25 protein-coding genes are annotated in these 23,739 nt (G+C 69.5%); 13 read left to right on the forward strand and 12 right to left on the reverse strand.

The window, feature by feature from the left end:
• Positions 1-150: 150 nt before the first annotated feature.
• Positions 151-1,581 (reverse strand): NADP(+)-dependent, decarboxylating phosphogluconate dehydrogenase, encoded by a 1,431-nt coding sequence (gndA, locus tag ACYVL2_RS03175; protein WP_460540100.1) that lies wholly within the window; start codon positions 1,579-1,581, stop codon positions 151-153.
• A 175-nt stretch (positions 1,582-1,756) separates the two neighbouring features.
• Here gndA and ACYVL2_RS03180 point away from each other — a divergent pair, with 175 nt between their 5' ends.
• The 4 genes from ACYVL2_RS03180 (at position 1,757) to ACYVL2_RS03195 (ending at position 5,247) form a co-directional block, all read left to right on the forward strand.
• Positions 1,757-3,124 (forward strand): cystathionine beta-synthase, encoded by a 1,368-nt coding sequence (locus tag ACYVL2_RS03180; protein ID WP_460540102.1) that lies wholly within the window; start codon positions 1,757-1,759, stop codon positions 3,122-3,124.
• Positions 3,125-3,287: 163 nt separating this feature from the next.
• The gene (locus ACYVL2_RS03185) at positions 3,288-4,544 is read left to right on the forward strand and encodes a glycosyl hydrolase family 18 protein (protein WP_460540104.1); all 1,257 of its coding nucleotides are present in this window, start codon (positions 3,288-3,290) and stop codon (positions 4,542-4,544) included.
• A 320-nt stretch (positions 4,545-4,864) separates the two neighbouring features.
• On the forward strand, positions 4,865-5,116 hold the full coding sequence (locus ACYVL2_RS03190; RefSeq protein ID WP_460540106.1) for a hypothetical protein: 252 nt from the start codon (positions 4,865-4,867) through the stop codon (positions 5,114-5,116).
• Positions 5,113-5,247 carry a hypothetical protein gene (locus ACYVL2_RS03195; RefSeq protein ID WP_460540107.1) on the forward strand — a complete coding sequence of 45 codons (135 nt, stop codon included), beginning with the start codon at positions 5,113-5,115 and terminating at the stop codon, positions 5,245-5,247. The genes ACYVL2_RS03190 and ACYVL2_RS03195 overlap by 4 nt, the downstream gene beginning before the upstream one ends.
• 21 nt (positions 5,248-5,268) lie before the next feature.
• On the opposite strand, the gene ACYVL2_RS03200 is transcribed toward ACYVL2_RS03195, so the two are convergent.
• Positions 5,269-6,933, reverse strand: a complete 1,665-nt coding sequence (locus ACYVL2_RS03200; RefSeq protein ID WP_460540109.1) for a fumarate hydratase — start codon at positions 6,931-6,933, stop codon at positions 5,269-5,271.
• 254 nt (positions 6,934-7,187) lie between these two features.
• Here ACYVL2_RS03200 and rpsF point away from each other — a divergent pair, with 254 nt between their 5' ends.
• Genes rpsF through rplI form a run of 4 tightly spaced genes read left to right on the forward strand, consistent with a single transcriptional unit; the run spans position 7,188 to position 8,781 of the window.
• Positions 7,188-7,478, forward strand: a complete 291-nt coding sequence (gene rpsF / locus ACYVL2_RS03205; protein WP_460540111.1) for a 30S ribosomal protein S6 — start codon at positions 7,188-7,190, stop codon at positions 7,476-7,478.
• A 39-nt stretch (positions 7,479-7,517) separates the two neighbouring features.
• On the forward strand, positions 7,518-8,015 hold the full coding sequence (locus ACYVL2_RS03210) for a single-stranded DNA-binding protein (protein ID WP_460540113.1): 498 nt from the start codon (positions 7,518-7,520) through the stop codon (positions 8,013-8,015).
• Positions 8,016-8,060: 45 nt separating this feature from the next.
• Entirely contained in the window at positions 8,061-8,306 is a 246-nt protein-coding gene (rpsR, locus tag ACYVL2_RS03215; RefSeq protein ID WP_460540115.1) for a small ribosomal subunit protein bS18, read from the forward strand.
• 13 nt (positions 8,307-8,319) lie between these two features.
• The gene (rplI, locus tag ACYVL2_RS03220) at positions 8,320-8,781 is read left to right on the forward strand and encodes a bL9 family ribosomal protein (RefSeq protein WP_460540117.1); all 462 of its coding nucleotides are present in this window, start codon (positions 8,320-8,322) and stop codon (positions 8,779-8,781) included.
• 87 nt (positions 8,782-8,868) lie between these two features.
• Here the strand turns inward: rplI and ACYVL2_RS03225 are convergent, their stop codons facing one another.
• Positions 8,869-9,258 (reverse strand): hypothetical protein, encoded by a 390-nt coding sequence (locus tag ACYVL2_RS03225; RefSeq protein WP_460540119.1) that lies wholly within the window; start codon positions 9,256-9,258, stop codon positions 8,869-8,871.
• 314 nt (positions 9,259-9,572) lie between these two features.
• Between ACYVL2_RS03225 and dnaB the strand changes: the two genes are divergently transcribed.
• The gene (gene dnaB, locus ACYVL2_RS03230) at positions 9,573-11,009 is read left to right on the forward strand and encodes a replicative DNA helicase (protein WP_460540121.1); all 1,437 of its coding nucleotides are present in this window, start codon (positions 9,573-9,575) and stop codon (positions 11,007-11,009) included.
• Between the two features lie 970 nt (positions 11,010-11,979).
• Here dnaB and ACYVL2_RS03235 read toward each other — a convergent pair.
• From ACYVL2_RS03235 to ACYVL2_RS03250, 4 genes are all read right to left on the reverse strand, one after another.
• Positions 11,980-12,267, reverse strand: a complete 288-nt coding sequence (locus ACYVL2_RS03235) for a TFIIB-type zinc ribbon-containing protein (protein WP_460540123.1) — start codon at positions 12,265-12,267, stop codon at positions 11,980-11,982.
• 86 nt (positions 12,268-12,353) lie between these two features.
• Entirely contained in the window at positions 12,354-13,637 is a 1,284-nt protein-coding gene (locus ACYVL2_RS03240) for a glycosyltransferase 87 family protein (protein ID WP_460540125.1), read from the reverse strand.
• A gap of 4 nt (positions 13,638-13,641) precedes the next feature.
• On the reverse strand, positions 13,642-14,043 hold the full coding sequence (locus tag ACYVL2_RS03245; RefSeq protein ID WP_460540128.1) for an ATP-binding protein: 402 nt from the start codon (positions 14,041-14,043) through the stop codon (positions 13,642-13,644).
• A gap of 102 nt (positions 14,044-14,145) precedes the next feature.
• The gene (locus ACYVL2_RS03250; RefSeq protein WP_460540130.1) at positions 14,146-14,883 is read right to left on the reverse strand and encodes a glycerophosphodiester phosphodiesterase; all 738 of its coding nucleotides are present in this window, start codon (positions 14,881-14,883) and stop codon (positions 14,146-14,148) included.
• A gap of 93 nt (positions 14,884-14,976) precedes the next feature.
• Here ACYVL2_RS03250 and larB point away from each other — a divergent pair, with 93 nt between their 5' ends.
• The 3 genes from larB to ACYVL2_RS03265 all read left to right on the forward strand — a co-directional run bounded on the left by larB (position 14,977) and on the right by ACYVL2_RS03265 (position 17,269).
• A complete protein-coding gene (gene larB, locus ACYVL2_RS03255; RefSeq protein WP_460540132.1) occupies positions 14,977-15,663 on the forward strand; it encodes an AIR carboxylase family protein in 687 nt (228 codons plus the stop codon).
• Positions 15,660-16,829: a LarC family nickel insertion protein gene (gene larC, locus ACYVL2_RS03260; RefSeq protein WP_460540134.1), complete on the forward strand. Its 1,170-nt coding sequence runs from the start codon at positions 15,660-15,662 to the stop codon at positions 16,827-16,829. The genes larB and larC overlap by 4 nt, the downstream gene beginning before the upstream one ends.
• A 65-nt stretch (positions 16,830-16,894) precedes the next feature.
• Complete coding sequence (locus ACYVL2_RS03265) at positions 16,895-17,269, forward strand: PH domain-containing protein (RefSeq protein ID WP_460540136.1); 375 nt, start codon at positions 16,895-16,897, stop codon at positions 17,267-17,269.
• 86 nt (positions 17,270-17,355) lie between these two features.
• Here ACYVL2_RS03265 and ACYVL2_RS03270 read toward each other — a convergent pair whose 3' ends face one another.
• The 4 genes from ACYVL2_RS03270 to msrA form a co-directional block, all read right to left on the reverse strand.
• On the reverse strand, positions 17,356-18,888 hold the full coding sequence (locus tag ACYVL2_RS03270) for a multicopper oxidase family protein (protein ID WP_460540138.1): 1,533 nt from the start codon (positions 18,886-18,888) through the stop codon (positions 17,356-17,358).
• Positions 18,889-18,999: 111 nt separating this feature from the next.
• Positions 19,000-21,939, reverse strand: a complete 2,940-nt coding sequence (locus ACYVL2_RS03275) for a helix-turn-helix transcriptional regulator (protein ID WP_460540140.1) — start codon at positions 21,937-21,939, stop codon at positions 19,000-19,002.
• Between the two features lie 41 nt (positions 21,940-21,980).
• Positions 21,981-22,187, reverse strand: a complete 207-nt coding sequence (locus ACYVL2_RS03280) for a hypothetical protein (RefSeq protein ID WP_460540143.1) — start codon at positions 22,185-22,187, stop codon at positions 21,981-21,983.
• A gap of 152 nt (positions 22,188-22,339) precedes the next feature.
• The gene (gene msrA / locus ACYVL2_RS03285) at positions 22,340-22,948 is read right to left on the reverse strand and encodes a peptide-methionine (S)-S-oxide reductase (RefSeq protein ID WP_460540146.1); all 609 of its coding nucleotides are present in this window, start codon (positions 22,946-22,948) and stop codon (positions 22,340-22,342) included.
• A gap of 65 nt (positions 22,949-23,013) precedes the next feature.
• On the opposite strand from msrA, the gene ACYVL2_RS03290 reads away from it, so the two are divergent.
• Complete coding sequence (locus tag ACYVL2_RS03290; RefSeq protein ID WP_460540148.1) at positions 23,014-23,400, forward strand: VOC family protein; 387 nt, start codon at positions 23,014-23,016, stop codon at positions 23,398-23,400.
• A 62-nt stretch (positions 23,401-23,462) separates the two neighbouring features.
• Here ACYVL2_RS03290 and ACYVL2_RS03295 read toward each other — a convergent pair whose 3' ends face one another.
• On the reverse strand, positions 23,463-23,729 hold the full coding sequence (locus ACYVL2_RS03295; RefSeq protein ID WP_460540150.1) for a hypothetical protein: 267 nt from the start codon (positions 23,727-23,729) through the stop codon (positions 23,463-23,465).
• Between the last annotated feature and the right edge of the window lie 10 nt (positions 23,730-23,739).

A 23,739-nucleotide genomic window follows, 5' to 3' on the forward strand; every position in this document is an offset into this window, starting at 1 on the left:
TTCCTAGAGGAAACCGTTCGGTTTCCTCTACGGTACACTCATCGGTTCCCAGGAGAAACCGAGTAGTGTAAATGCGGCGAGCGTCACCATGCGAAACGGCGGGACCGCCTGGATCCCCAGGCGGCCCCGCCGTTCGGTGTGCGGCCAGGCTTACAGCTCGGTCTCGCTGCGGTCGGCCGACCACTCGGTGTGGAAGACGCCGTCGCGATCGACCCGCTTGTAGGTGTGCGCGCCGAAGAAGTCGCGCTGGCCCTGGATCAGGGCCGCCGGGAGGCGCTTGGAGCGCAGCCCGTCGTAGTAGGCCAGCGCCGAGGAGAACCCGGGCGTCGGGATGCCGGCCTGCACCGCGGTGGCGACGACGCGCCGCCATGCCTCCTGGGCGTCGGTGACGATCTTGGTGAACTCCGGGGCGGCCAGCAGCGTCGGCAGGCCCGGGTTCTCGCGCCAGGCGGCGGTGATCTTGTCGAGGAACCGGGCCCGGATGATGCAGCCGGCGCGCCACAGCGCCGCGCAGGAGCCGAGGTCGATGTCCCATTCGTATTCGGCGCTGGCGGCGGTGATCTGGTCGAAGCCCTGGGCGTAGGCGACGATCTTCGAGGCGTACAGGGCCTGGCGGACGTCCTCGACGAAGGTCTCGGGCAGCTCGGGATCCCCGTCGGGGCCGGCCAGGACGCCGACGGCGCCTTCGCGCTGCCGAGTGCCGCTCGACAGGGCGCGCGCGAACGTGGCCTCGGCGATGCCGGTGACCGGGACGCCCAGGTCGAGGGCGTTCTGGACGGTCCAGCGGCCGGTGCCCTTCTGGCCGGCCTGGTCGAGGATGACGTCGACGAACGGCTTGCCGGTGGCCGCGTCGGTGTGGCCGAGGACTTCGGCGGTGATCTCGATCAGGTAGGAGTCGAGGTCGCCGGCGTTCCATTCGGAGAAGATCTTGGCCAGCTCGGACGGCTCGATGCCGGCGCCGCGGCGCAGCAGGTCGTAGGCCTCGCCGATGAGCTGCATGTCGGAGTACTCGATGCCGTTGTGCACCATCTTGACGAAGTGGCCGGCGCCGTCGGGGCCGAGGCGGGTGCAGCACGGGGTGCCGTCGGGGGCCTTGGCGGCGATGGCCTCGAGGATCGGGCCGAGGCTCTCGTAGGACTCCTCGGATCCGCCGGGCATGATGGCCGGTCCGTTGAGCGCGCCCTCTTCGCCGCCTGAGACGCCGGTGCCGACGAAGTGGATGCCCTGCTCGCGCAGGGCCGCTTCGCGCCGGCGGGTGTTCTCGAAGTGGGCGTTGCCCCCGTCGATGATCATGTCGCCGGGTTCCATCAGCTCGGCGAGTTGATTGATGACCGCGTCGGTGGCGTTCCCGGCCTGCACCATGATCATGGCCTTTCGGGGGCGCTTCAGGGAGGCCACGAAGTCCGCGAGCTCCTGGGAGGCGACGAAGTCGCCGTCGGCGCCGTGGTCGGCGATGAGCTCCTCGGTCTTGGCGTAGGTGCGGTTGTAGACCGCGACGGTGAAGCCGTGGCGGGCGAAGTTCCGGGCCAGGTTCGAGCCCATGACGGCCAGCCCGACCACTCCGATGTCGGCGGTGCTCATAAACCAGTCTCCCTGCTGTCTCGGGTGAGTAGCGTGTGTGTGCGATTCTCGCGGATTCGCCTCGCGGCGAGGTCACCACGGGCAATCGTATCCACGCTGCGGGATCGTCCGGCCACGCCGGTGACACGGGTCGGGACTGCTTCGCTTGCACGTCAAGGCGGCATAGGCTGTGAGGGTGCAGTATTACGAGTCGGTTCTCGAGCTCATCGGAGACACCCCGCTGGTGAAGCTCAACTCGGTCACCGACGGGGTGGCCGCCACGGTGCTCGCCAAGATCGAGTACTTCAATCCGGGCGGTTCGGTCAAGGACCGCATCGCCAAGCGCATGATCGACGAGGCCGAGGACTCCGGCGCGCTGCGCCCGGGCGGGACGATCGTGGAGCCCACCAGCGGCAACACCGGCGTCGGTCTGGCGATGGTGGCCCAGCAGCGCGGCTACAAGTGCGTGTTCGTGTGCCCCGACAAGGTCTCCGAGGACAAGCGCAACGTGCTCAAGGCATACGGGGCCGAGGTCGTGGTGTGCCCCACGGCGGTCGACCCGGAGGACCCGCGCTCCTACTACAAGGTCTCCGACCGCCTGCTGACCGAGATCGAGGGCTCCTGGAAGCCCGACCAGTACTCGAATCCGGCGAATCCGGCCTCGCATTACGCCCAGACCGGTCCGGAGCTGTGGGAGCAGACCGGTGGGAAGCTCACCCATTTCGTGGCCGGGATCGGCACCGGCGGCACGATCACCGGCACCGGAAAGTACCTCAAGGAGGTCTCCGGCGGCCGGGTCAGGATCGTGGGCGCCGACCCGGAGGGCTCGGTCTATTCGGGAGGCTCGGGGAGGCCGTACCTGGTCGAAGGCGTCGGCGAGGACTTCTGGCCGGAGAACTATGACGCGGGCCTGCCCGACGAGATCGTGGAGGTCACCGACGCCGAGTCGTTCGAGATGACCCGCCGCCTGGCGCGGGAGGAGGGCCTGCTCGTCGGCGGCTCGTCCGGCATGGCGGTCGTCGGCGCGTTGGAGGTGGCGCGCGCGGCCGGCCCCGAGGACGTGGTCGTGGTGCTGCTGCCCGACGGCGGGCGCGGCTATCTCTCCAAGCTGTTCAACGACGGGTGGATGACCGAGTTCGGGTTCATGGCCGCCGGAACCGGGGACACGACGGTCGCCGAGGTCCTGTCCGGCAAGGGCGGCGAGCTGCCGGAGCTGGTCCACGTGCACCCCAACGACACCGTGCGCGAGGCGATCGACATCATGCGCCAGTACGGGGTGAGCCAGATGCCGGTGCTGAAGGCCGAGCCGCCGGTGATGAGCGGCGAGGTCGCCGGCGCGGTGGCCGAGCGGGACCTGATGGACGCGCTGTTCAAGGGGAAGGCGACGCTGCACGACCCGATCGAGCGGCACATCGGCGAGGGGCTGCCGACGATCGGCTCGGGCGAGCTCGTCGAGCGGGCGGTGGAGGCCCTGGAGGACCGCGACGCGCTCATGGTGTTCACCGAGGGCAAGCCGATCGGGGTGCTCACCAGGCAGGACCTGCTCAGCTACGTGGAGCGATGACAGCGGTTGACACGCGGTGCCGACCGCGCCCGCCCCGCGTGGGAGCGATAGGCAAATCGGACGAGCGGCACTTTTCCGCGCTCTAGGTATTGACAGGCGCTTGTGTATCGACAACCATGATTGTAATTTCTGTTAGGAATATTTACTTATCATGGAGGGCTCCTTGAGACGCACCCGAGCAGCGGCGCTGATCGCCGCCTCCACTCTGATGGCGGGAGCCGCGGCGGCCGTGCCGATCGCCTTCGCCGCCACCGCTTCGGCGGCCGAATGCGCCGCGCCGCAGTGGGACCCGAACGCCGTCTACTGGGGCGACGACCGCGTCAGCCACGACGACGACGAATACCGCGCCAAGTGGTGGACCCGCGGCCAGGAACCCGGCACCACCGGCGAATGGGGCGTGTGGGAGCACCTCGGTCCCTGCGACGGCGCCGGCGAAGACCCCACCGACGACCCGACCAGCGATGAACCCACGGACGACCCCACCAGCGACGAGCCGACCGACGACCCCACCACCGATCCGCCCGTCGGCGACGGCGACGCCACCCTCACCGGCTACTGGCACAACTTCGACAACGGCTCCACCGTCCTGCGGCTGTCGGAAGTGCCCGACGAGTACGACATCGTCGCCGTGGCCTTCGCCGAAGCCGTCGCCGGCACGACCGGCGCGGTCGACTTCGCCCTCGACTCCAGCCTCACCGGAACCGGCTACACCGAAGCCCAGTTCAAGGCCGACATCGCCGCGATCCAGGCCGAAGGCCGGGAGGTCATCGTCTCCGTCGGCGGAGAGAAGGGCAACGTCACCATCAACGACGACGCCAGCGCGACCGCCTTCGCCGACTCCGTCCTGGCCCTGATGGACGAGTACGGCTTCGACGGCGTCGACATCGACCTCGAGCACGGCATCGACGCCGGGGCGATCGAGACGGCCATGCGCCGCATCCACGCCTCCGCCGGATCGGACCTGGTCTACACGATGGCCCCGCAGACGATCGACTTCCAGTACGAGAGCGCCGGCTACTACCAGCTGGCGGTCAACACCAAGGACATCCTGACCATCGTCAACATGCAGTACTACAACTCCGGGTCCATGCTCGGCTGCGACGACCAGGTCTACTCGCAGGGCGATGTCGACTTCCTGACCGCGCAGGCCTGCATCCAGCTCGAGGCGGGGCTCGCGCCGAGCCAGGTGGGACTGGGCCTGCCGGCCGTCCCGAGTGCCGCCGGGAGCGGCTACGTGGACCCGTCGATGGTGAACGACGCCCTCGACTGCCTCACCCGCCTGGTCAACTGCGGCGACTTCACGCCCAGCCGCGCCTACCCGGGCATCGGCGGCGCGATGACGTGGTCGGTCAACTGGGACGCGACCAACGGCTACCGCTTCGCGAACACGGTGGACGGTCACTTCGCCACCCTGCCGTAAGCCCTGATCCGCTTCGCGTCCGCAGGCGCGAAGCACCAAGGCGGGCCCGGCGCCGCTCACAAGGCGGCAGGGCCCGCCTTCTGCCGTTCTGCCGCTCGCCCCGCCGGCCCGTTGCACCGTGCCGGTGCTCAGAAACCGAGATTTACGCCACAATACGACACACGGGCGGAAATACGAGAGCTCGTGCTTTATTCCGCTTGATCTCGCGTCATGCCGAAATCGCCTCATGAGGCCTTGCACCATCTCTTCCGTGACGATCCGGACCTGTTCCGCCGAGCCTGAAGGAGTGCCTGGGCGAGGATTTTCCCGTCTTCCGCGACGTGGCGGTCATCGACTCGGACTTGACCGAGATCATGCCCGTCGTCAGCGAGGTCGACACGGCCTTGAAGATCGAGACCGACGCCGGCGCCGAGATCCTCATCATCGAACCGCAGTCGAAGCCGCCGACGCGGGCGAAGCGACGGGCTTGGCACTGGTATCTGTCCTATTTCGAGGCGCAGTTCGACATCCCCGCGACGCTGACCATCCTCACGGCCGATCGGTCACCGCGGCCGCCTGCCGAAGGCCCGTGACACTCGCGCTGACCTCCGAGGAGCGCGACCGCGTGCTCGGCTGCGACGACGAGCGGGCGTTCCTCGAATGGCTGCAGCGGGCGGCCACGGCCGACACCGCCGCCGACGTGTTCGAACCGGCCGACGACTGAGCCGCCCGGCGCCGGTCCGGGTCAGCCGCCGACGGTGATCTTCGGTTTGCGGCCGACCGACAGGACCGGCTTGCGGGTGTCCTCGAAGAAGTCGTTGCCCTTGTCGTCGACGACGATGAAGGCGGGGAAGTCCTCGACCTCGATCTTCCAGACCGCCTCCATGCCCAGCTCGGGGTACTCCAGGACCTCCATCGACTTGATGTTCTCCTCGGCGAGCTTGGCGGCCGGGCCGCCGATCGAGCCGAGGTAGAAGCCGCCGTGCCGCCTGCAGGCGTCGGTGACCTTCTGCGAACGGTTCCCCTTGGCGAGCATGACGTACGACCCGCCCGCCTCCTGGAATCGGTCCACGTAGGAGTCCATGCGGCCGGCGGTGGTCGGTCCGAACGATCCCGAGGCGTATCCCTCAGGGGTCTTGGCCGGGCCGGCGTAGTAGACCGCGTGGTCCTTCATGTAGTCGGGCATCGGCTCGCCGGCGTCGAGTCGCTCCTTGATCTTGGCGTGGGCGATGTCGCGCGCCACCACCAAGGGCCCGGTCAGCGACAGGCGGGTCTTGACCGGGTACTTCGAGAGCTCCTCGCGGATCTCGGACATCGGGCGGTTGAGGTCGATGCGCACCACTTCGCCGTCGAGGTCGTCCTCGGTGGTGTCCGGCGTGTACTTCGACGGGTCGGTCTCCAGCTGCTCGAGGAACACGCCCTCGGCGGTGATCTTCGCCTTCGCCTGCCGGTCGGCCGAGCAGGAGACGGCCAGCGCCACCGGCAGCGAGGCGCCGTGGCGGGGCAGCCGGATCACGCGCACGTCGTGGCAGAAGTACTTGCCGCCGAACTGCGCGCCGATGCCGAAGTCGCGGGTCAGCTCCAGCACCTGCTGCTCGAGTTCGACGTCGCGGAATCCGTGGCCGCTCGGCGAGCCCTCGTCTGGCATGGCGTCGAGGTACTTCGCGGAGGCGTACTTCGCGGTCTTGAGCGCGTACTCGGCGCTGGTGCCGCCGATGACGATCGCCAGGTGGTACGGCGGGCACGCGGCGGTGCCGATCTGGCAAAGCTTCTCGTCGAGGAAGGCCATCATCGCGTCGGGGTTGAGGATGGCCTTGGTCTCCTGGAACAGGAACGACTTGTTGGCGCTGCCGCCGCCCTTGGCCATGAACAGGAGCTTGTACTCGTCCTCGCCCTCGGCGTACAGCTCGATCTGCGCCGGGAGGTTGGAGCCGGTGTTGCGTTCGTCCCACATCGTCAGCGGCGCCATCTGGCTGTAGCGCAGGTTCAGGTCGCGGTAGGCCCGCCAGACGCCGTGCGAGAGGTGTTCGGCGTCGCGGGCGTCGGTGAGGACGTTCTGGCCGCGCTTGCCCATGACGATCGCGGTGCCGGTGTCCTGGCACATCGGCAGGACCCCGCCGGAGGCGATGTTGGCGTTCTTGAGCAGGTCCATCGCGACGAAGCGGTCGTTGCCGCTGGCCTCGGGGTCGTCGAGGATCGAGCGGAGCTGCGCGAGGTGCGCCGGCCGCAGGTAGTGGGAGATGTCGTGGATCGCCTCGGCGGCCAGGTCGGCCAGCACGTGGGGTTCGACGGTGAGGAACCGCCTGCCGGCGGCTTCGACCGTGTTCACCCCGTCCTTGGTGAGCAACCGGTACTCGGTCGTGTCGGGTCCGGTGGGGAGCAGGTCGGTGTATTGGAACTCAGCCGTCACGGTTCCAACTTAGCGCGGGAGCGCCTGGACGAATGGACCGGTTGGCGTCGGTTCGCGCACATCGCCGCGCCGGGCGGCTCGGCCGTGCGTGTCGGTGGCGATTGGTAGCGTCACACGGGCGCGGTGCGGTCGATCCGGACCGCGTATACGCAGGTACGATTGCCAGGTTGCCCGCCGGAGCGCGGGCGACGAGCAAGTCATCCTCCTGCCACGGAAGGACCGTGGCCGCTGAGACCAGAGGAGGTGGAGCGATCTTGCGGCATTACGAACTCATGGTGATCTTCGAACCGAATCTCGAAGAGAACCAGGTCAGCCCGACGCTGGAGAAGTTCCTCAAAGGCGTCAAGGACGCCGGGGGCTCGATCGACAAGATCGATGTCTGGGGACGGCGTCGTCTCGCCTATGAGATCGAGAAGAACAGCGAAGGCATCTACGCCGTCGTGGACCTGCAGTCCGAGCCCGCTCCCGTGGCGGAGTTGGACCGGCAGTTGCGGCTCAGCGAGTCGGTGCTGCGGACCAAGGTGCTGCGGCCGGAGCTTCGGTAACCCGACATTGCAACTGCGAGACCTTAGGGAGAAGAGGTCATGGCAGGAGAGACAGTCATCACGGTTATCGGCAACCTCGTCGACGACCCGGAACTGCGTTACACGCCGTCCGGTGCAGCCGTCGCGAAGTTCCGGATCGCCTCCACCCCGCGCACCTTCGACCGGGAGTCCGGTCAGTGGCGCGACGGTGAGGCGTTGTTCCTGAGCTGCAACGTGTGGCGTCAGTACGCCGAGAACGTGGCCGAGTCCCTGTCCCGGGGCACCCGCGTGATCGTGCAGGGCAGGCTCAAGCAGCGCAGCTACGAGACCCGTGAGGGCGAGAAGCGCACGGTGTACGAGCTGGAGGTCGACGAAGTCGGCCCGGCTCTGCGGTTCGCCACGGCGAAGATCAACAAGACCGGCGGCGGAGGCGGAGGCGGTCGTTCCCAGTTCGGGGGCGGCGGCGGAGGCACCGCGCCGGAAGACCCTTGGGCATCCGCGGCCCCCGCCTCCAGTCCCGCTGGCGGCCAGGGCTTCGACGAAGACCCGCCGTTCTAACCGGGCCCGACCCGGATCGATCTCGAGTAAGGCAAGAAGAAGGACATGGCCAACCCGAAGTCGGCTCCCCTGCGGAAGCCGAAGAAGAAACCGAACCCTCTGGAGAAGGAGGGTGTCGCCTACGTCGACTACAAGGACACGGCGCTGCTGCGGAAGTTCATTTCCGACCGCGGCAAGATCCGTGCCCGTCGCGTCACCGGGGTGACTTCCCAGCAGCAGCGACAGATCGCCGCGGCCGTGAAGAACGCCCGCGAGATGGCGCTGCTCCCGTACACCAGCCAGACCCGTTAGGAAGGAGTGACTTATGAAGATCATCCTGACTCATGAGGTCCCCAACCTCGGGTCGGCCGGCGACGTCGTCGAGGTCAAGCCCGGCTACGGCCGCAACTACCTGCTGCCGCAGGGCCTGGCGATCGCCTGGACCAAGGGCGGTCAGAAAGAGGTCGACGCGATCCAGCGCGCCCGCAAGTCGCGCGAGATCGGCGACCTCGAGCAGGCCCGCGCCTACGCCGAGCGGTTGAAGCAGACCGACGCCCACATCGTCGCCCGGGTGGGCGACGCCGGGCGCCTGTTCGGCTCCATCACCGCCGCCGACGTGGTGAAGGCCGTCGACGAGGCCGGAGGTCCGAAGATCGACCGCCGCCGCGTCGAGCTGCCGGGGACGATCAAGTCGATCGGCACCTACGACATCCAGGTGAAGCTGCACCCGGAGGTGACCGCGAAGTTCAAGCTTCAGGTCACCCCGGCGAAGCGTCGCAAGAAGTAGCGTCGCCCGAGGCGGGGTCGTCCCCGCCGAGGACACCGCGGCAGGGCCCGCGACCGGAGACGGTCGCGGGCCCTGCTTCGTGCCGCCCTAGTTCGTCCAGCCGGCGGTGCGGAGGATGACCGTCACCAGGCCCGAGCCGAGGATCGCCGCCGCCGTCCCCGCCACCCCGGCCCTCCAACCGGCCCGCGGCAGCCGCAGCAGCACCGCCACCAGCAGGCTCGCGGTCAGCGAGGAGGCGAGCCAGGCCCAGCCGCCCTGGATCGTCGTCGATATCCGGGCGGCGGCCGAGCATCCGGTGTCGGCGCAGTTGGCCTCCACCGCCGGCTGCGAGGCCACCCACACCAGGTACACCAGCGCCGGCACCACGTACCAGGCGAGCGTGACGAGCAACGTCGGGGTGAACGCCCGCTCTCCGGGCCGGTCGTCGCCGTCGGGGTCCAGGCGCGGTCGGCGCTCGGGGCGCTGGTTCGACGTCATCGCGAGCCTTCCTCGACAAGGGGCGCATCAGGTGCGTGACTCACCCTACCGTGAAGGTTGGCACGAAGAAATTCTCGTCCACAGCCGGTGGACAACGTCCTAGCAGGTCAGAGCCCGAAAGTGAGGACGATTCCTGTCTTTGTCCACAGGTCGTCCACAGGCCGGTCCCCAGTTATCCACAGGTTGTCCACAGGCTTGTCCACAGGGGCGTTTGCGTCTTGACCGCTGACCGCATAGCGTCGTTGGGGCCGTCCGGCGTCGTACCCGGACGGTAGATTCTCTGTGAACGCACGGTGACCGAGGGGGTGGGCGTGATGACCGACGTGTCCACGGAAGGGGCCTACTCGCGCGGCCAGAACGGCGCCCGCGGCCCCTCCTATTTCGACGCACCCGCGCACGAGGACCCCTACGGCGGCGGCGCCCGGACCTTCGAGCGCACCCCGCCGCAGGACCTGGCGGCCGAGCAGTCGGTGCTCGGCGGCATGCTCATGAGCAAGGACGCCATCGCCGACGTCGTCGAGACGCTGAAGTCGAGCGACTTCTACCGGCCCAGCCACGGCATCATCTTCGACGTCGTGTGCGACAAGTTCGCCAACGGGGAGCCGGCCGACGCGGTCACCGTCGCCGCCGCGCTCGCCGACTCCGGGGACCTCGCCAAGGTCGGCGGCGGCCCCTATCTCCACGACCTGCTCGACGCCGTCCCCACCGCCGCCAACGCCGGCTACTACGCCCGGATCGTCAAGGACAAGGCGATCCTGCGCCGCCTCATCGAGGCCGGCACCAAGGTCGTCCAGCTCGGATACGGCTCCGGCCAAGGCGGTCGCGACATCGACGACCTGGTCGACCTCGCACAGCAGGCGGTCTACGACGTCACCGAGAAACGCCAGAGCGAAGACTTCTCGATCCTGTCCGACCTGCTGCAGCCGGCGATGGACGAGATCGAGGCGATCGGCGCCAACCAGGGCGTGCTCACCGGCGTGCCGACCGGATTCGCCGACCTCGACCGGCTCCTGTCGGGACTGCAGCCCGGCCAGCTCATCATCGTCGCCGGCCGTCCCGGCCTCGGCAAGTCGACCGCCGCCATGGACTTCATGAGGCACGCCTCGCTCCATCACCGGCACCCGGCGGCGCTGTTCAGCCTCGAGATGAGCAAACTCGAGATCGTCATGCGACTGCTCAGCGCCGAGACGCGCGTCCCCATGCACGTCCTGCGCTCGGGCGACCTGTCCGACGACGACTGGACGCGCCTGGCCAAGCGCATGGGCGACATCTCCGAGGCGCCGCTGTTCGTCGACGACACCGCGTCGATGACGATGATGGAGATCCGCGCCAAGGCCCGCCGCCTCAAGCAGCGCCACGACCTCAAGCTCATGGTCGTCGACTACCTGCAGCTGATGACCTCGCCGAAGAAGACCGAGTCGCGCCAGCAGGAGGTCTCCGAGATCAGCCGCGGTCTCAAACTGCTGGCCAAGGAGATCGAGTGCCCGGTCATCGCGGTCGCGCAGCTCAACCGCGGCCCCGAGCAGCGCACCGACAAGCGCCCGCAGCTGAGCGACCTGCGCGAGTCCGGCTCGCTCGAACAGGACGCCGACGTGGTCATCCTGCTGCACCGCGACGACTACTACGACAAGGAGTCGCCGCGTGCCGGCGAGGCCGACTTCATCGTCGCCAAGCACCGCAACGGCGCCACCGACACCATCACCGTCGCGGCCCAGCTCCACCTGTCCCGCTTCGTCGACATGGCCGTCTGACCTCCGGCCGATGTCGGCGCCGGCCGCCGAGCCGGTGGGAGAGGGATTCGACACCTTCGGCGACTTCATCGACGACGTATTGTGGCGATTGCGACCGATATATCCGGTACTTCGGTGACCTGCGCATCATAGTGAGCGTGATCACATTAACGTTCGGTCGGTTCGAACTGTCCGAGCGGATGATGCGGCGCTCGTTGCTCGGGCGGACGGACTGGGCGTCATGCGGCGGACGAAGCGGACGAGCCGGACCACTGGTCGATATAGCGTCGCTGCCGGGCAGTTGGGAAAGGCGGTGCGAGCATGAGACGAAGCGCTCCCATGGCAAGGGCTACCGCTCAGTAATCAGCCTTGACCTGCATCTATTCTCCTCTAGAGTGGTCTTGTGCAGCGTTGCGAGTACTACGGGAGCGCGTCCACCTCCGGGCACGGTCCCCGAGTCCGGCGCCGCGCGGCACAGGCGAGAGCGTCGGCCAACGCCCTGCGGGAGCGGCCGTTGCTCGACCCATGTCGCAGAGCAACGACATCACTGACGGAACGTAGCGGAAAACGAGCGCGACCCGTGCGCTCAGGCAAAGTGGAAAATGATCCAGCCAACGAAGGGCGACTTCTCTTTCCGTTGTGGCAGAACCGGTATCGGGGATGAAGGCCAGTGGGGACACAGCAACGGTAAGGCCGGATCTCAATAATACAAAACAGGGGTGCGAAATGATGCCCTTGCAACGCAAGGACATCGGAGAGCACGCAATCGCGGATGACGCAGCCGCGCCCTCAAGGCGACGCTACCGGCCGACTGGGTAGCGGTGGTGTGGCAGGTTCGCACAGGCGGGTTCAATTCCCGCCCACGCCACAGGCCAACCGGTTCCACCGGCAACGGGAACAGGTGCGCCACCAGTCCGAATATGCCGTCTGCGCCGATACAGGGCCCCCTCGGAAGCCCGGCGAAGGGCCCCGCCTGCGGCGGGGCCTCGAGTCAGTCGTCGAAGAGCTCCGAGAACAGGGAGCGCTTCTTCTTTTTCTTGTAGTACCGATCGTCGCCCCGGCGGCGGTCGTCATAGTGCCGCTGCTCGTAGCGGCGCTCCTCGCGGTACTGGGGCGGCGGGGGAGCCGCCTGGTTGAACTGCGCGTCCGCCTCAATCAGGTGCTCCAGCTCACCGCGATCGAGGAAGATCCCGCGGCACTCGGTGCACTGGTCGACGGTGACGCCGTTGCGTTCGTACTGGCGCATCATCGCGCCGCATTTCGGACAGGTGAGACCCATGCCCTCACGGTACTCGCAATCACCGACGGTCCCCACCTCCGGTGCGGAGGCGTCCAATCGAAGCCCAACCGCGCCAAGGCGTTCGCTCAACGCCACCACTCGACCAGAAGCGACGGCCCCGGGCTCGGGCTCTCGATCTCGCCGAGACGCTCGGGGGCGGTCGCCGCGGCGTCGCGCAGCGGCAGCCACCACCCCAGGAGGATCACCGGGTAGAGGACGTAGCCGAAACGGGTCGAAGGCATCAACAGGAACGCCGCCGACAGTCCCGCGGCCGACCACATGGCCGCCGATGCGGCCGTGACCGGCGGCCGATGCCACAGCAGCCCGGCGATCACCAACGCCGCCAGCCCGAGCAGCGCCGGCGCGAGGAGGTCCCCGCCTGGCAGGTGGCGCGCCACCAGGAAGCCCGGCAGCGGCGACTGCGCGGGTGACTCCACCGCACCGTGGCCCAGACCGAAGGCGATCACATTGTCGGCGAAGCCGCGGAAGTCCACCACCAGCACCGGGAGCATCGTCACCGCGACCGGTGCGGCGAACCCGATCCCATAGCGGCGCAAGGCGGCCCGAGCCGAAGCGGGCGAGGCCCCCGAGGCCGCGCAACGCCAGGCGAGGAATCCCAGCACCACCGCGATCGGCCAGGCGAACAGCTTCAACGCCCCGGCCGCCCCGATCGCGAGCCCGGCCTCGAGCCAGCGTTCCCGCGCCGACAGCGCCAGCGCCAGCACCGCCAGGGCCACCACCGGCATGTCGTCGCCGCCGGTGACGAACGTCAAGGCGCACACCGGGAACAGGAAGCTCGCCTGGAAGGCCCGCAGCAGCGTGCCCTTGCCGGCCCGGTCCCGCAGCAGCCGGAACGCCGCCGCCAGGCAGACCGCGGCCGCCAGCAGGAAATAGATCCGCGCATCGGTCCACCAATGCTCGCCCGCCAGCGCCGACGGCACGCCGAACAGCGCCATGCCCGGCTGGTACGGGTTGTAGCCCAGCAGCGGATCGGGAAGGGCCGCGATCGCTTCGGCGTGCAGGTAGGGGCTGCCGGTGTCCAGCAGGCGCTGCGCGGAGGCCTCGACGACCAGGACCTCTTCCTGGGCCCGGTCGGCCGCGCCGGCGGCGCGTTCGGCCGTCTGCACCGCCAGCGGGATCGCGACGACCGCGATCGCGGTCGCGCCGGCCACCAGTGCCCGCTTGGTCCAGGTCAGACCCGGCTGCATGAGCAGGAAGCCCATCACCAGCGCCGCCGGGGCGTAACCGCCGATCGCGATCGCGCCCCAGGAGGCGTGCGGCGGCAACGTCGTCCACAGGGCCGTGGCGCCGGCGAACAGCGCGGCGGAACCGTACAGGGACAGATCGATGAGGAGCGGACGATTCGACACGGGCTCAGCGTACGGGGACGCGCGCCCACACCTCTTGCGTGCCGTCGCCGTGCGACCTGCATCCCCAGCCGCTGGAGAGCTTCGACACGATGAACATGCCGCGGCCGTGCGCCGAGTCGAGGTCGATGCGGCGCACGTGCGGGTAGGTCGTCGAGCCGCCGTCGATGACGCGGACCTCGACATCGCCCGAGCCGATCGCGAAGCTGACGCACAGCTCCCCGTTCGAAAGCGGGCGGGCGTGCCGCACGGCGTTGGAGACCAGCTCGGTCGCGCACACCAGCAGGTCGTCGCGGCTCTCGTCGGGGAGGTCGGGGAGCTGTGCGCGCAGCCAGCGGCGGACGAGGGTCGGTGCGCCGGCCTGATGCGGGACCCGCAGCCGCTCGGGCGCCGGTATCGCACCTGGCATGGCGACTCCCTCCCACCTGGTTGCGCCGTAGAAAGCTATAGAGGAACCTACCCGTTGCCGCCCGTCGACGCCAGCATTACGGACGGACCCCGAGTGCGTCATCTAGGCCTTCGCGGCCAGCGCCTCCCGCATCGCGGCCGGGCGGTCGGTGAAGAAGAGGTCGACTCCGAGCTCGGCCATGCGGTGCGCCGTCCCCGGATCGTTGACAGTCCAGACGTACGCCTCGTAGCCCTGATGATGGGCCTGTTCGACCCACGACGGGGTCGATTCGACGTATTCGACCTTCGAGCTGAGCGCCTGGACCCCCTCGGGCGGGCGGCGGAAGGGGTATTCGAAGATCCACACCAGCGGCGTCGACGAGTCCAACTCCCGCCAGGTCCGCAGCGCGGCCCGCGAGAACGACATGACGGTCACGTCCAGCTTCGGCCAGCGCCGCACCGACTCCCACAGCCGCCGCTCCAGGCGCGAGCCGAACTTCGAGGGGTGCTTGGCCTCCACCAGAAGCTTGATGTCCTTGCCCGAGTCGGTCACCAGCGCGCACAGGTCCTCGAAGGTGGGGATGCGCGCGGCCTCGGGGTCGGAGCCGCAGTCGGGGTACCGGGCCGCGAAGTTCAACTCGCGCAGCTGCGCGAGGGTCAGCTCGGCGACCGCCCCCTTGCCGTTGGAGGTGCGTTTGACGGTGCGGTCGTGGTGGAGCACCAGGTGGTCGTCGGCGGTGAGCCTGACGTCGAACTCGAAACCGTCGGCGCCTTCGACGATCGCCTGCCTGAACGCGGCCAGGGAGTGCTCTGGGAGGAATTCGTTGGCGCCCCGGTGGGCGGCGATCAGCGGTTGCGACACACCATGACGATAACCGGTGATCACGTGTAACCGCCTCGGAGCGGGACCCGGCTCGGGTGGTGCCGGCGGTCGGGAGGGTGACAAGATCGTGGCGTGCAGACAGGCGACAACGGCTTCACCGACCTCGGCTGGGCGAAGATCGACACCGACCGGCCGGCCCGGACCGGCACCGCCGAGGCGGTGTACGCGGCGGGCAAGACCCCGCAGCAGGTCATCAGCGCGCTCGGGGCGCTGCGAACGGCGCATCCCGGAAGAGTGGCGCTGGCGACGAAGTGCGATGAACCATGCGTCGCGGCGATCGCGGAGGCATTCGGCGAGGAGGCGTTGTGCGAGGCCGGGATCGCGGCCGTCGGAGCGTTTCCGGTGCCCGAGGCGGGACCGGTCGCGGTGGTGTGCGCGGGGACCTCCGATCTGCCGGTGGCCAAGGAGGCCGAACTGGTGGCCCGCGCGAACGGGCTCGACGCGGCCCTCATCGCCGACGTGGGCGTGGCGGGCCTGCACCGGCTGCTGGACACGGTCCCGGTGCTGCGCGAGGCGGCGTGCGTGATCGTGGTGGCCGGCATGGACGGGGCGCTGCCGAGCGTCGTGGCGGGCCTGGTGAGCGCGCCGGTCATCGCGGTGCCGACCTCGGTCGGGTACGGGGCGGCCTTCGGCGGCCTCGCGCCGCTGCTGACGATGCTGAACTCCTGCTCGCCGGGGGTGACGGTGGTGAACATCGACAACGGGTTCGGTGCGGCCGTGGCCGCGACGCGGATCCTGAACGTGAAGGTGGAGCGGTGACGGTCGCGTGGATCGACTGCTCGGCGGGCGCGAGCGGCGACATGTTCCTGGGGGCCCTGGCGGACGCGGGCGTCGAGCTGGCGCTCATGCAGGAGGCCGTGGACGCCCTCGGTGTGGAGCGCCTCCGCCTGGAGGCGAGGACGGCGCAGCGCCATGGCCTGGCCGGGACCAAGGTCGACGTGCACGCGCCAGAAGTGCGCGTGGACCGGCGCTGGCGCGCGATCCGCGCCTTGATCGAGCGGGCCGCTCTGGCAGAGGAAGTGAAGGCCGGGGCCTTGGACGCGTTCGCTCGCTTGGCGGCGGCCGAATCAGCCGCGCACGGCATCGACGTCGACGAGGTGCACTTCCATGAAGTCGGGGCGCTCGACTCGATCGCCGACATCGTCGGGGCCGCCGCCGGCATGGCCGCGCTGGGCGCCGAGCGGGTGACCGCTTCGACGGTGACCGTCGGCGGCGGGACCACTCGCGGTTCGCACGGCTCGATCCCGCTGCCGGCTCCGGCGGTGCTGCGGATCCTCGCGCGCGCCGGGGCCCCGGTGGTGGGCGCGGTGCCGTACGAGGCGTGCACGCCCACGGGAGCGGCGATCATCGCCGCGACCGCCTCGGGTTTCGGCGAGATGCCCGAGATGGTCGTCGAGCGGATAGGCGTCGGCGCGGGCGGGCGCGACCCGGCCGAGCGGGCGAACCTGCTGCGGATCGTGGCCGGCCGCGGCGACGAGGCGGCCGCGCCGAAACCGGTCGTCATCGAGACGAACGTCGACGATCTGGATCCGCGGCTGTGGCCGGCCGCGCTGGCCGCGCTGCTGGAGGCGGGGGCCTCGGACGCGTGGCTGACGCCGATCCTGATGAAGAAGGGCCGGCCGGCGCATACGGTGCACGTGCTGTGCCGGGCCGATGCGGTCGAGTGGGTGCGGTCGGCGCTGGTGCGCCACACCACGACCATCGGCATGCGGTCGTACCGGGTCGACAAGTACGCGCTGGAGCGCCGTTACACGGCGGTGGCCGTCGACGGCCACCGGATCGGCGTCAAGGTGGCGCTGGAGGGCGGCGAGGTCGTCAACGTCTCGGTCGAATACGAGGACGCGGTGGCGGCCGCCGCGGCGCTGGGCCGCCCGGTGAAAGTGGTGATCGCCCAGGCGACCGCCCTGGCCGCCGACCAGTACTGAAGCACCGCCCTCGTTCGGACGATCGCGCGCGAAGGAGTGCGAGCAGGGATCGCTACGCTGCGTTGATGATCGATTTTCAGAACGGTTCCCTCGTCAAGCTGCAGCAGGTCGACCCGGCCGGCATCGTCGGCGAAATCCAGCCGCTGCTGGTGCAGGGCGAGCGGCCGGTGTCAGCCTTCAAAGGCATCCGCGACTACGTGCTCTTCACCGACAAGCGCGTCATCGCCGTCAACGTGCAGGGCATGACCGGCAAGAAGAAGGACTTCACGTCCTTGCCCTACAGCAAGATCCAGGCTTTCTCGGTCGAGACCGCCGGGCGCTTCGACCTCGACGCCGAGCTCGACCTGTGGTTCAGCGGTCTGGGGAAGGTCCGCTTCGAGTTCCGGGGCCAGGTCGACATCCGCATGCTCTCGCAGCTCATCGCCACTTACACCCTCTGAGCGGTGGGCGCTGGAACGGTGCTCGCTCGAGCACCGTTCCAGCGCCCCACAACCTATAGAATATAGGATATAATATCCTATAGGATTCATGCGTGGTCGTGCGCGGCGCCGGAGGCCGGGACCGCGCCGATCTCCTCGCCCTCGCCGAGCACCACGAACTGGCCCATCATCCCCGCGTCCTCGTGCAGCAGGATGTGGCAGTGGTACATGTACGGCAGGTTCGGGTCGGTGTAGTCGGTGAAGCGCATCGCCAGCCGGTACCGCTCCTGCGGGACCAGCTGCACGGTGTCCTTCCAGCCGCGCAGATGCGGCGGCGGGTCGTCGCCGTCGACCGTGAGCACCTGGAACTGCACGTCGTGGACGTGGAAGTTGTGCAGGTAGCCGTCAGCGTTCGACACCTCCCACACTTCGGTGGTGTCGACGCGGGCGCCGAAGTCGATGCGGTCCATGTCCATCTGCTCGCCGTTGATGGAGTTGAATCCCGAGAGCCGGAACGACCGCTCCTGAGCGATCTGGTCGGTGTCGACGTCGGGCGCGGCGCCCATCGCCCGGGGAATCTCCGTCTCGTCGGCCAGTGACGCCGCGGCGCGGAACCGGCAGAGGTCGAACCGGTCGTCGCCGCCGTTGAACCGCGCCAGCGGCCCGGTGTAGCCGAACTCGGCCGGGTAGGAGCGCAGGTCGACCGTCTCGCCCGGTTCGAAGGCCACCACGATTTCGGCCCGCTCGCCCGGGGACAGCTGCAGCCGGTCGGTCTCCCAGGCCTCCGGCAGCAGGCCGCCGTCGGTGGCGATGAGCGAGAACGGCCGGTCGTCGCCGAACCCGAAGTTGTACAGGCGCGAGTTGGAGCCGTTGAGCAGCCGCAGCCGCACCAGCCGGGTCGTCACCTCGACGTACGGCCCCAGGGTCCCGTTGACGAGGATCTGATCGCCCAGGACGCCTTGGCTGCTCATGAACGATGCGGACTCGTCGAACTGGTTGCCGTCGTCGAACTTCCGGTCCTGGACGATGAACGGCAGGTCGTCGACGCCGTACTCGGACGGGAGGTTCAGCTCGTCCGCCTCGTCGTCGTCGACGATGAACATGCCGGCCAGGCCCCGGTAGACGTGCCGGCCGGTCTGTCCGTGCGGGTGCGGGTGGTACCAGAGCGTCGCCGCCGGCTGGTCGACCGTCCACTGCGGCGCCCACACGTCCCCGGGCGCGACGGCCTGGTGCGGCCCGCCGTCCATGACGGCCGGCAGGTGCATGCCGTGCCAGTGGATCGACGTCTCCTCGTCGAGCGAGTTGCGGATCGCGAAGGCCACGGCCTCACCGCGGGCGGCTCGGATCGTCGGTCCGAGGAAGTCGCCGTTGATCCCCCACGTCTCGGTGGCGCGGCCGGCCTTGAACTGGCGCTCTCCGGGCCGGATCTCCAGGTCGAACACGCGTGTTCCGGAGGAGTCGACGGCGGACCGGGCCAGCGGTGGGACGGCCAGCGGCGTGTCGAAGTCGACCTCGCCGACGGTGTCGATCTTGCGGCTGGTGTAGAGGTAGGCGATGGTGCCGCCGCCCCCGAGGACGAGCGCCCCCGCGCCCCCGCCGACACCGATGAGGGTCCACTGCAATGCCTTGCGCCGTTTCATGAGCGCAATACTGGTCGCGCGATGCCGCGGGCGGCATCGGGCGACGGACGTCAATCGGCGTACCACCAGAGGATGAGGCGCGGCCCTCCGGTGCGACGCCGGTAGCGGGCCTCAGGCCTCGGCGAGGTAGCCGCGCAGGTGGGCGGCGTTGACCGCTTCGGCGCGGTTGCCGACCTCGAGCTTGGCCATGGCCCGCGAGAGGTGCACGCTCACGGTCTTCTCGGAGATGTACAGCTCCGAGCCGATCTGCCGGTTCGTCATCCCGGCGGCCACGAGCCGCAGCACTCCCAGCTCGCGCGGGGTCAGCGGGGTGCGCGTCGGTTTGACCACGTCGAGGCGCGCCCGCTCCGAGAGCGCGCACAGCTCGGCCAGCAGTGGTCGCGCGCCGAGCGCGGCGGCGGCGGTCTTGGCCTCGGCGATCTGCGCGGCGGCCTCGATGCGGGCCTCGGGGGTGTTGTGCGCCAGCAGCGCCTCGGCCAGACGCCACTGCGCGCACGCCTGGCGGTACGACTCGCCGTACGAGAACGCCTCGTAGACCCGCCGCCACAGGTCGGCGTCGCCGACGCCGTCCAGGCGCGACAGCTCCGCCTCCAGCTGGGCGACCCACGCCTGCCCCTCGGGGCCGAGCGTGCCCGACAGCGGACGGCCGTGCTCGAGGAAGAACCGGGCCCGGCGGGCCAGGCGCTCACCGGCGGCGACCGCCTCCTTGGCCGCGTCCAGATCGCCGTCGCGGCGGGCGCGCTGGGCCAAGTCGGCGGCGGCGCCGACCCCGGCGACGACCACCGACACTCCGGCCAGGTGGTAGCCGACCATGGTCTCCATCCGGTCGGCGGTGCGTTCGGCGACCTCGACGCCGCGGTCGGCCCGTCCGCGCCAGCGCTCGAGCTCGGTGCCGCAGAGCCCGGCCAGCGCCAGGACCTGGCCGTCGAGCTGCCAGCGGTCCGCGAGATAGGCCAGGCGCCGGTCGGCGACCTCGAAGCGTCCGCGTGCCGAGTCGATCAGCAGCGCGGCCGCGGCGAGCCTGGTCATGACCAGGCCGGGAACGACGCTGGAGGCCATCTCGGCGGCGGCCTCGGCGCGGTCCCAGTCGCCGAGCATGTAGTTGCAGATGACCTGCCGGACGGCGGTCTCGATGCCGAAGGCGCTCCACTTGTAGCCGGTCTCGCGGGCGAGGGCCATGCCGCGGTCGAAGTGCGTCAGCGCCTCGGCGATCCGGGCGTTCTCGACGTAGAACAGGCCGACGGTGAAGTGCGCGCGCAGTTCCACCTCGTGCCAGCCGGAGCCGCGCAACAGACGCAGGGCCTGTTCGAGGCGGGGCAGCGCGGTCTCGAGGTCGCCGCCTTGGCGGAAGGCGGTGGCGCCGGCGGAGATGAGCGCGTCGGCTTTGGCGGCGAGGTGGGGTCCGGCGCCGTCGATCGCGTCGGCGGTGGCGATGGCCTCCTCGGCCCACGTCGCGCCGGAGCCGAAGTCGCGGATTCCCAGGCAGGTGCGGGCCATGATCGCCTGCGTCCAGGCCTTGGTCGGGTGCGGGTCGTCGTCCTTGACCAGCTCCCACGCCTCGCAGGAGACCCGGTGGGCCTCTTCTTCGGTGCCTTCCACGACCAGCAGGTGCTTGGCGTATTTGCGGCGGCAGGCGGCGGCCTGCCGCCGGTCGCCGGACCGGTCGGCCAGCGCGACGGCGGCGCTGGAGTAGGACAGGGCGCGCTTGATCTCGCCGGAGGCCTCGGCCTGGCCGGCGGCCTTCAGCGTCAGGCGCAGTTCGGTGACTCCTTCGGGGCGTTCGGGCTCGGGAACGCGGTCGAACAGCGACAGTGCCCGCTCGAGGTGGAGGAGGGCCTCGGCGGGGGCGGCCAGCTCGTCGGCTTCGGCGGCGGCCTGCACGGAGGCGGCCAGCGCCGTCGGCAGGTCGCCGGACTCGTAGGCGTGGTGGGCCAGTTCGGCGGCCGCGCCCTTGCGGGAGTCCTCGGCGAGGGACTCGGCGATGCGCTGGTGGTAGCGGCTGCGTTCGCCCGGCAGCAGGTCGGTGTAGACGGCCTCGCCGAGCAGCGCGTGGCGGAAGGCGTAGGTGTCGGGGCTCTTCTGCACGATGACGCCGTGGGAGATCGCCGCTCGCAGCGCCTGGTCGAGTTCGCGCTCGGATTTGATGCCGGTCTCGTCGAGCAGTGACCAGACCGCGGAGTTGAGCCGCTGGTAGGTGAACAGCCGGCCCATGACCGAGGCGAGGCGCAGGACCTGCTGGGCGGCCTCGGGCAGGCGCTCGAGGCGGGAGAGGAGGACTTCGGCGAGTTCGAAGGTGACCGTGTGGGTCTCGGCGGCGGCCAGTTCTTCGGCGAGGAACGCGTTGCCTTCGCAGGCGGCGGCGATCTTGGCGATGGTCATCTCGTCGAGGCCGCTGTTGAGCTCGCGCACGAAGTGCATGGTCCGCTGGACGTCGAACGGGGCGAGGTGGAGGCGCTGGACCGCCGGCAGCCGCACCAGTTCGGCCAGGAGCGGGCGCAGGGGGTGGCTGCGGTGCAGCGCGTCCGCCCGGTAGGTGCCGACGATGAGCAGGTGCTGGTCGGTCAGCCGGGAGGAGAGGAAAGCGAGCAGGTCGCGGCTGGAGCGGTCGGACCAGTGGAGGTCTTCGACGGCCAGGACGACCGGCTGCTCGGCGGCGAGGTCGGCCAGCGCCGCGTGGACGGCCTCGAACAGTCCGAGGCGGCCGAGTTCGCCTTCGGCGCCTTCGGGGCGGCCGGGCAGGAGGGGCTGGAGGCCGGGGTGGCGCGAGACCAGTTCGGGGCGGAGCCGCGCGAGCGCGCCGAGGGCTTCGGCGAACGGCAGGTAGGGGAGCGCGGAGTCGGCCGTGTCGAGGCAGTGGCCGGTGACGGTGATGACACCGTCACCGGCGTTGGCGTTGAATTCGTGCAGCAGCCGCGATTTGCCCACGCCGGCGTCGCCGGAGAGGATGACCGCGGCGGGCTGTCCGAGGCGGGCCTGCTGCAAGGCGTCGCGCAGCGTCGCCAGCTCGCCCTCGCGGGCGAAGAGCGGGAGGTCGGAACCGAGGCGCGGCATGTCCCTAATCATGACATGACCTCACGACATTCCCGCGGTCTTTATTTCGCGAGCTGTACTCGCCGGGCGGTGCCGGCAGGTCCTCTTTCCTTGCGGCGCAATACCTTGGCGGCACGCGCCACGATCCCTTCGCGGCGGTGCCCCGCACGGGCCTTGCGGGCCTGGTTGACGCGGCGCTCCTGCTCGGCCTCGGCGATGAGCTCGCGCGAGCGGGAGCGGTGCATGTAGTGGAGTTCGAAGTCGTTCACGATGATTCCCTTGGTGTCGTTCTTCCCTTGCGACACCAAGTCTTCGGCTGAGGCGGCCCCGGCCGCATCAGCACATCGCGTCGAAACGCCCCCTCAGGGCCTTACTTCCCGGCCCGGCGGCCCTCAGGCCCCTTACCCGCCGGCCTGAGGCCTTACCGCTCGCGCGTCGGTTCCACGTCGGTCTGCGCGGGCACGACCCCCACCGGGCACGAGAGCCCGTTGGGCCCGTGGTTGCAGTAGCCGTTCGGGTTGTGGAAGAGATACTGCTGGTGGTAGTCCTCGGCGAGCCAGTAAGGGCCCGCCGGGACGATCGCGGTGGTGATCGGCCCCAGCCCCGCCTCGCGCACGGTCGGCTCGAAGGCATTCTTCGTCGCCTCGGCGGCCTCGCGCTGCTCGGGCGTGGTGGTGAAGATCGCCGAGCGGTACTGCGAGCCGACGTCGTTGCCCTGCCGCATGCCCTGCGTCGGGTCGTGGTTCTCGAAGAACACCTTCAGCAGCGTGTCGTAGCCGACCTGCTCGGGGTCGAACACGACTCTGACGGTCTCGGCGTGCCCGGTCATACCCGTGCAGACCTGCTCGTAGGTCGGGTTCTCGGTGTCCCCGCCCATGTAGCCGACCGAGGTCGTCCACACCCCCGGCGTCTGCCAGAACAACCGCTCGGCGCCCCAGAAGCAGCCCATCGCGAAGTAGGCGATCTCCGAGGAGGCCGGAGCGGGGCCTTCGATGGGATGTTTCAGAACCGGATGCGTCTTAGTGGCCATCGGCCAAGTCTGTCACGTGCCGATAACGTTCGCCCAGTCCCGGCCCGGCACGTTAACGTCTGTGCATGGTCTCCAAGATTCGCCACCTCACGTTCGACTGCCGCGACTCCTACCAACTGTCGAAGTTCTGGGAGCAGGTCACCGGTTTCACCGAGGACGCCGACGACCCGAACGCGCCCGAGCACGACGAGAACCTCATCGCCGCGCCCGACGGCTCGCTCGCGCTGCTGTTCGTCAACGTCCCCGAACCCAAGAGCGTCAAGAACCGGCTCCACCTGGACCTGGGGCCCGACACGACGCGGGACGCGGAGGTCGAGCGGCTCCTCGGGGTCGGCGCCACGCTCGTGGCCGACCACCGCACCGACGACGGCAAAGGCTGGGTCGTCCTGGCCGACCCCGAAGGCAACGAGTTCTGCATCGAGCGCTCCGACGCCGAGCGCGCCCGGGCCTGAAAGCGACGTCGGCGGCCGCGCGCGAAGCGCGGCCGCCGACGGAGTCTGATCGGGGTGGGGGTCTACTGCTTCTCGACCATGGTGTCGAGTTCGCCGTCGCCGGAGGAGTCGACCGCCGCGGCGTCGTACTGGCCGTCGCCGTCGTGGTCCAGCAGGACGTTGTCGATCACGCCGTCGCCGTCCTCATCGACGGCCTTCATGTCGGCGACGCCGTCGTCGTCGATGTCCACGTGGTACTCGACAGAGCCGTCCTCGTTGCGCCGCACGCCGACCGTCTCGTCGTGGCCGTCGCCGGTGATGTCCATCTTATGTACTTCGTCGAAGCCCATGAGGCGATCC

This window comes from Glycomyces halotolerans (genome assembly GCF_054779575.1).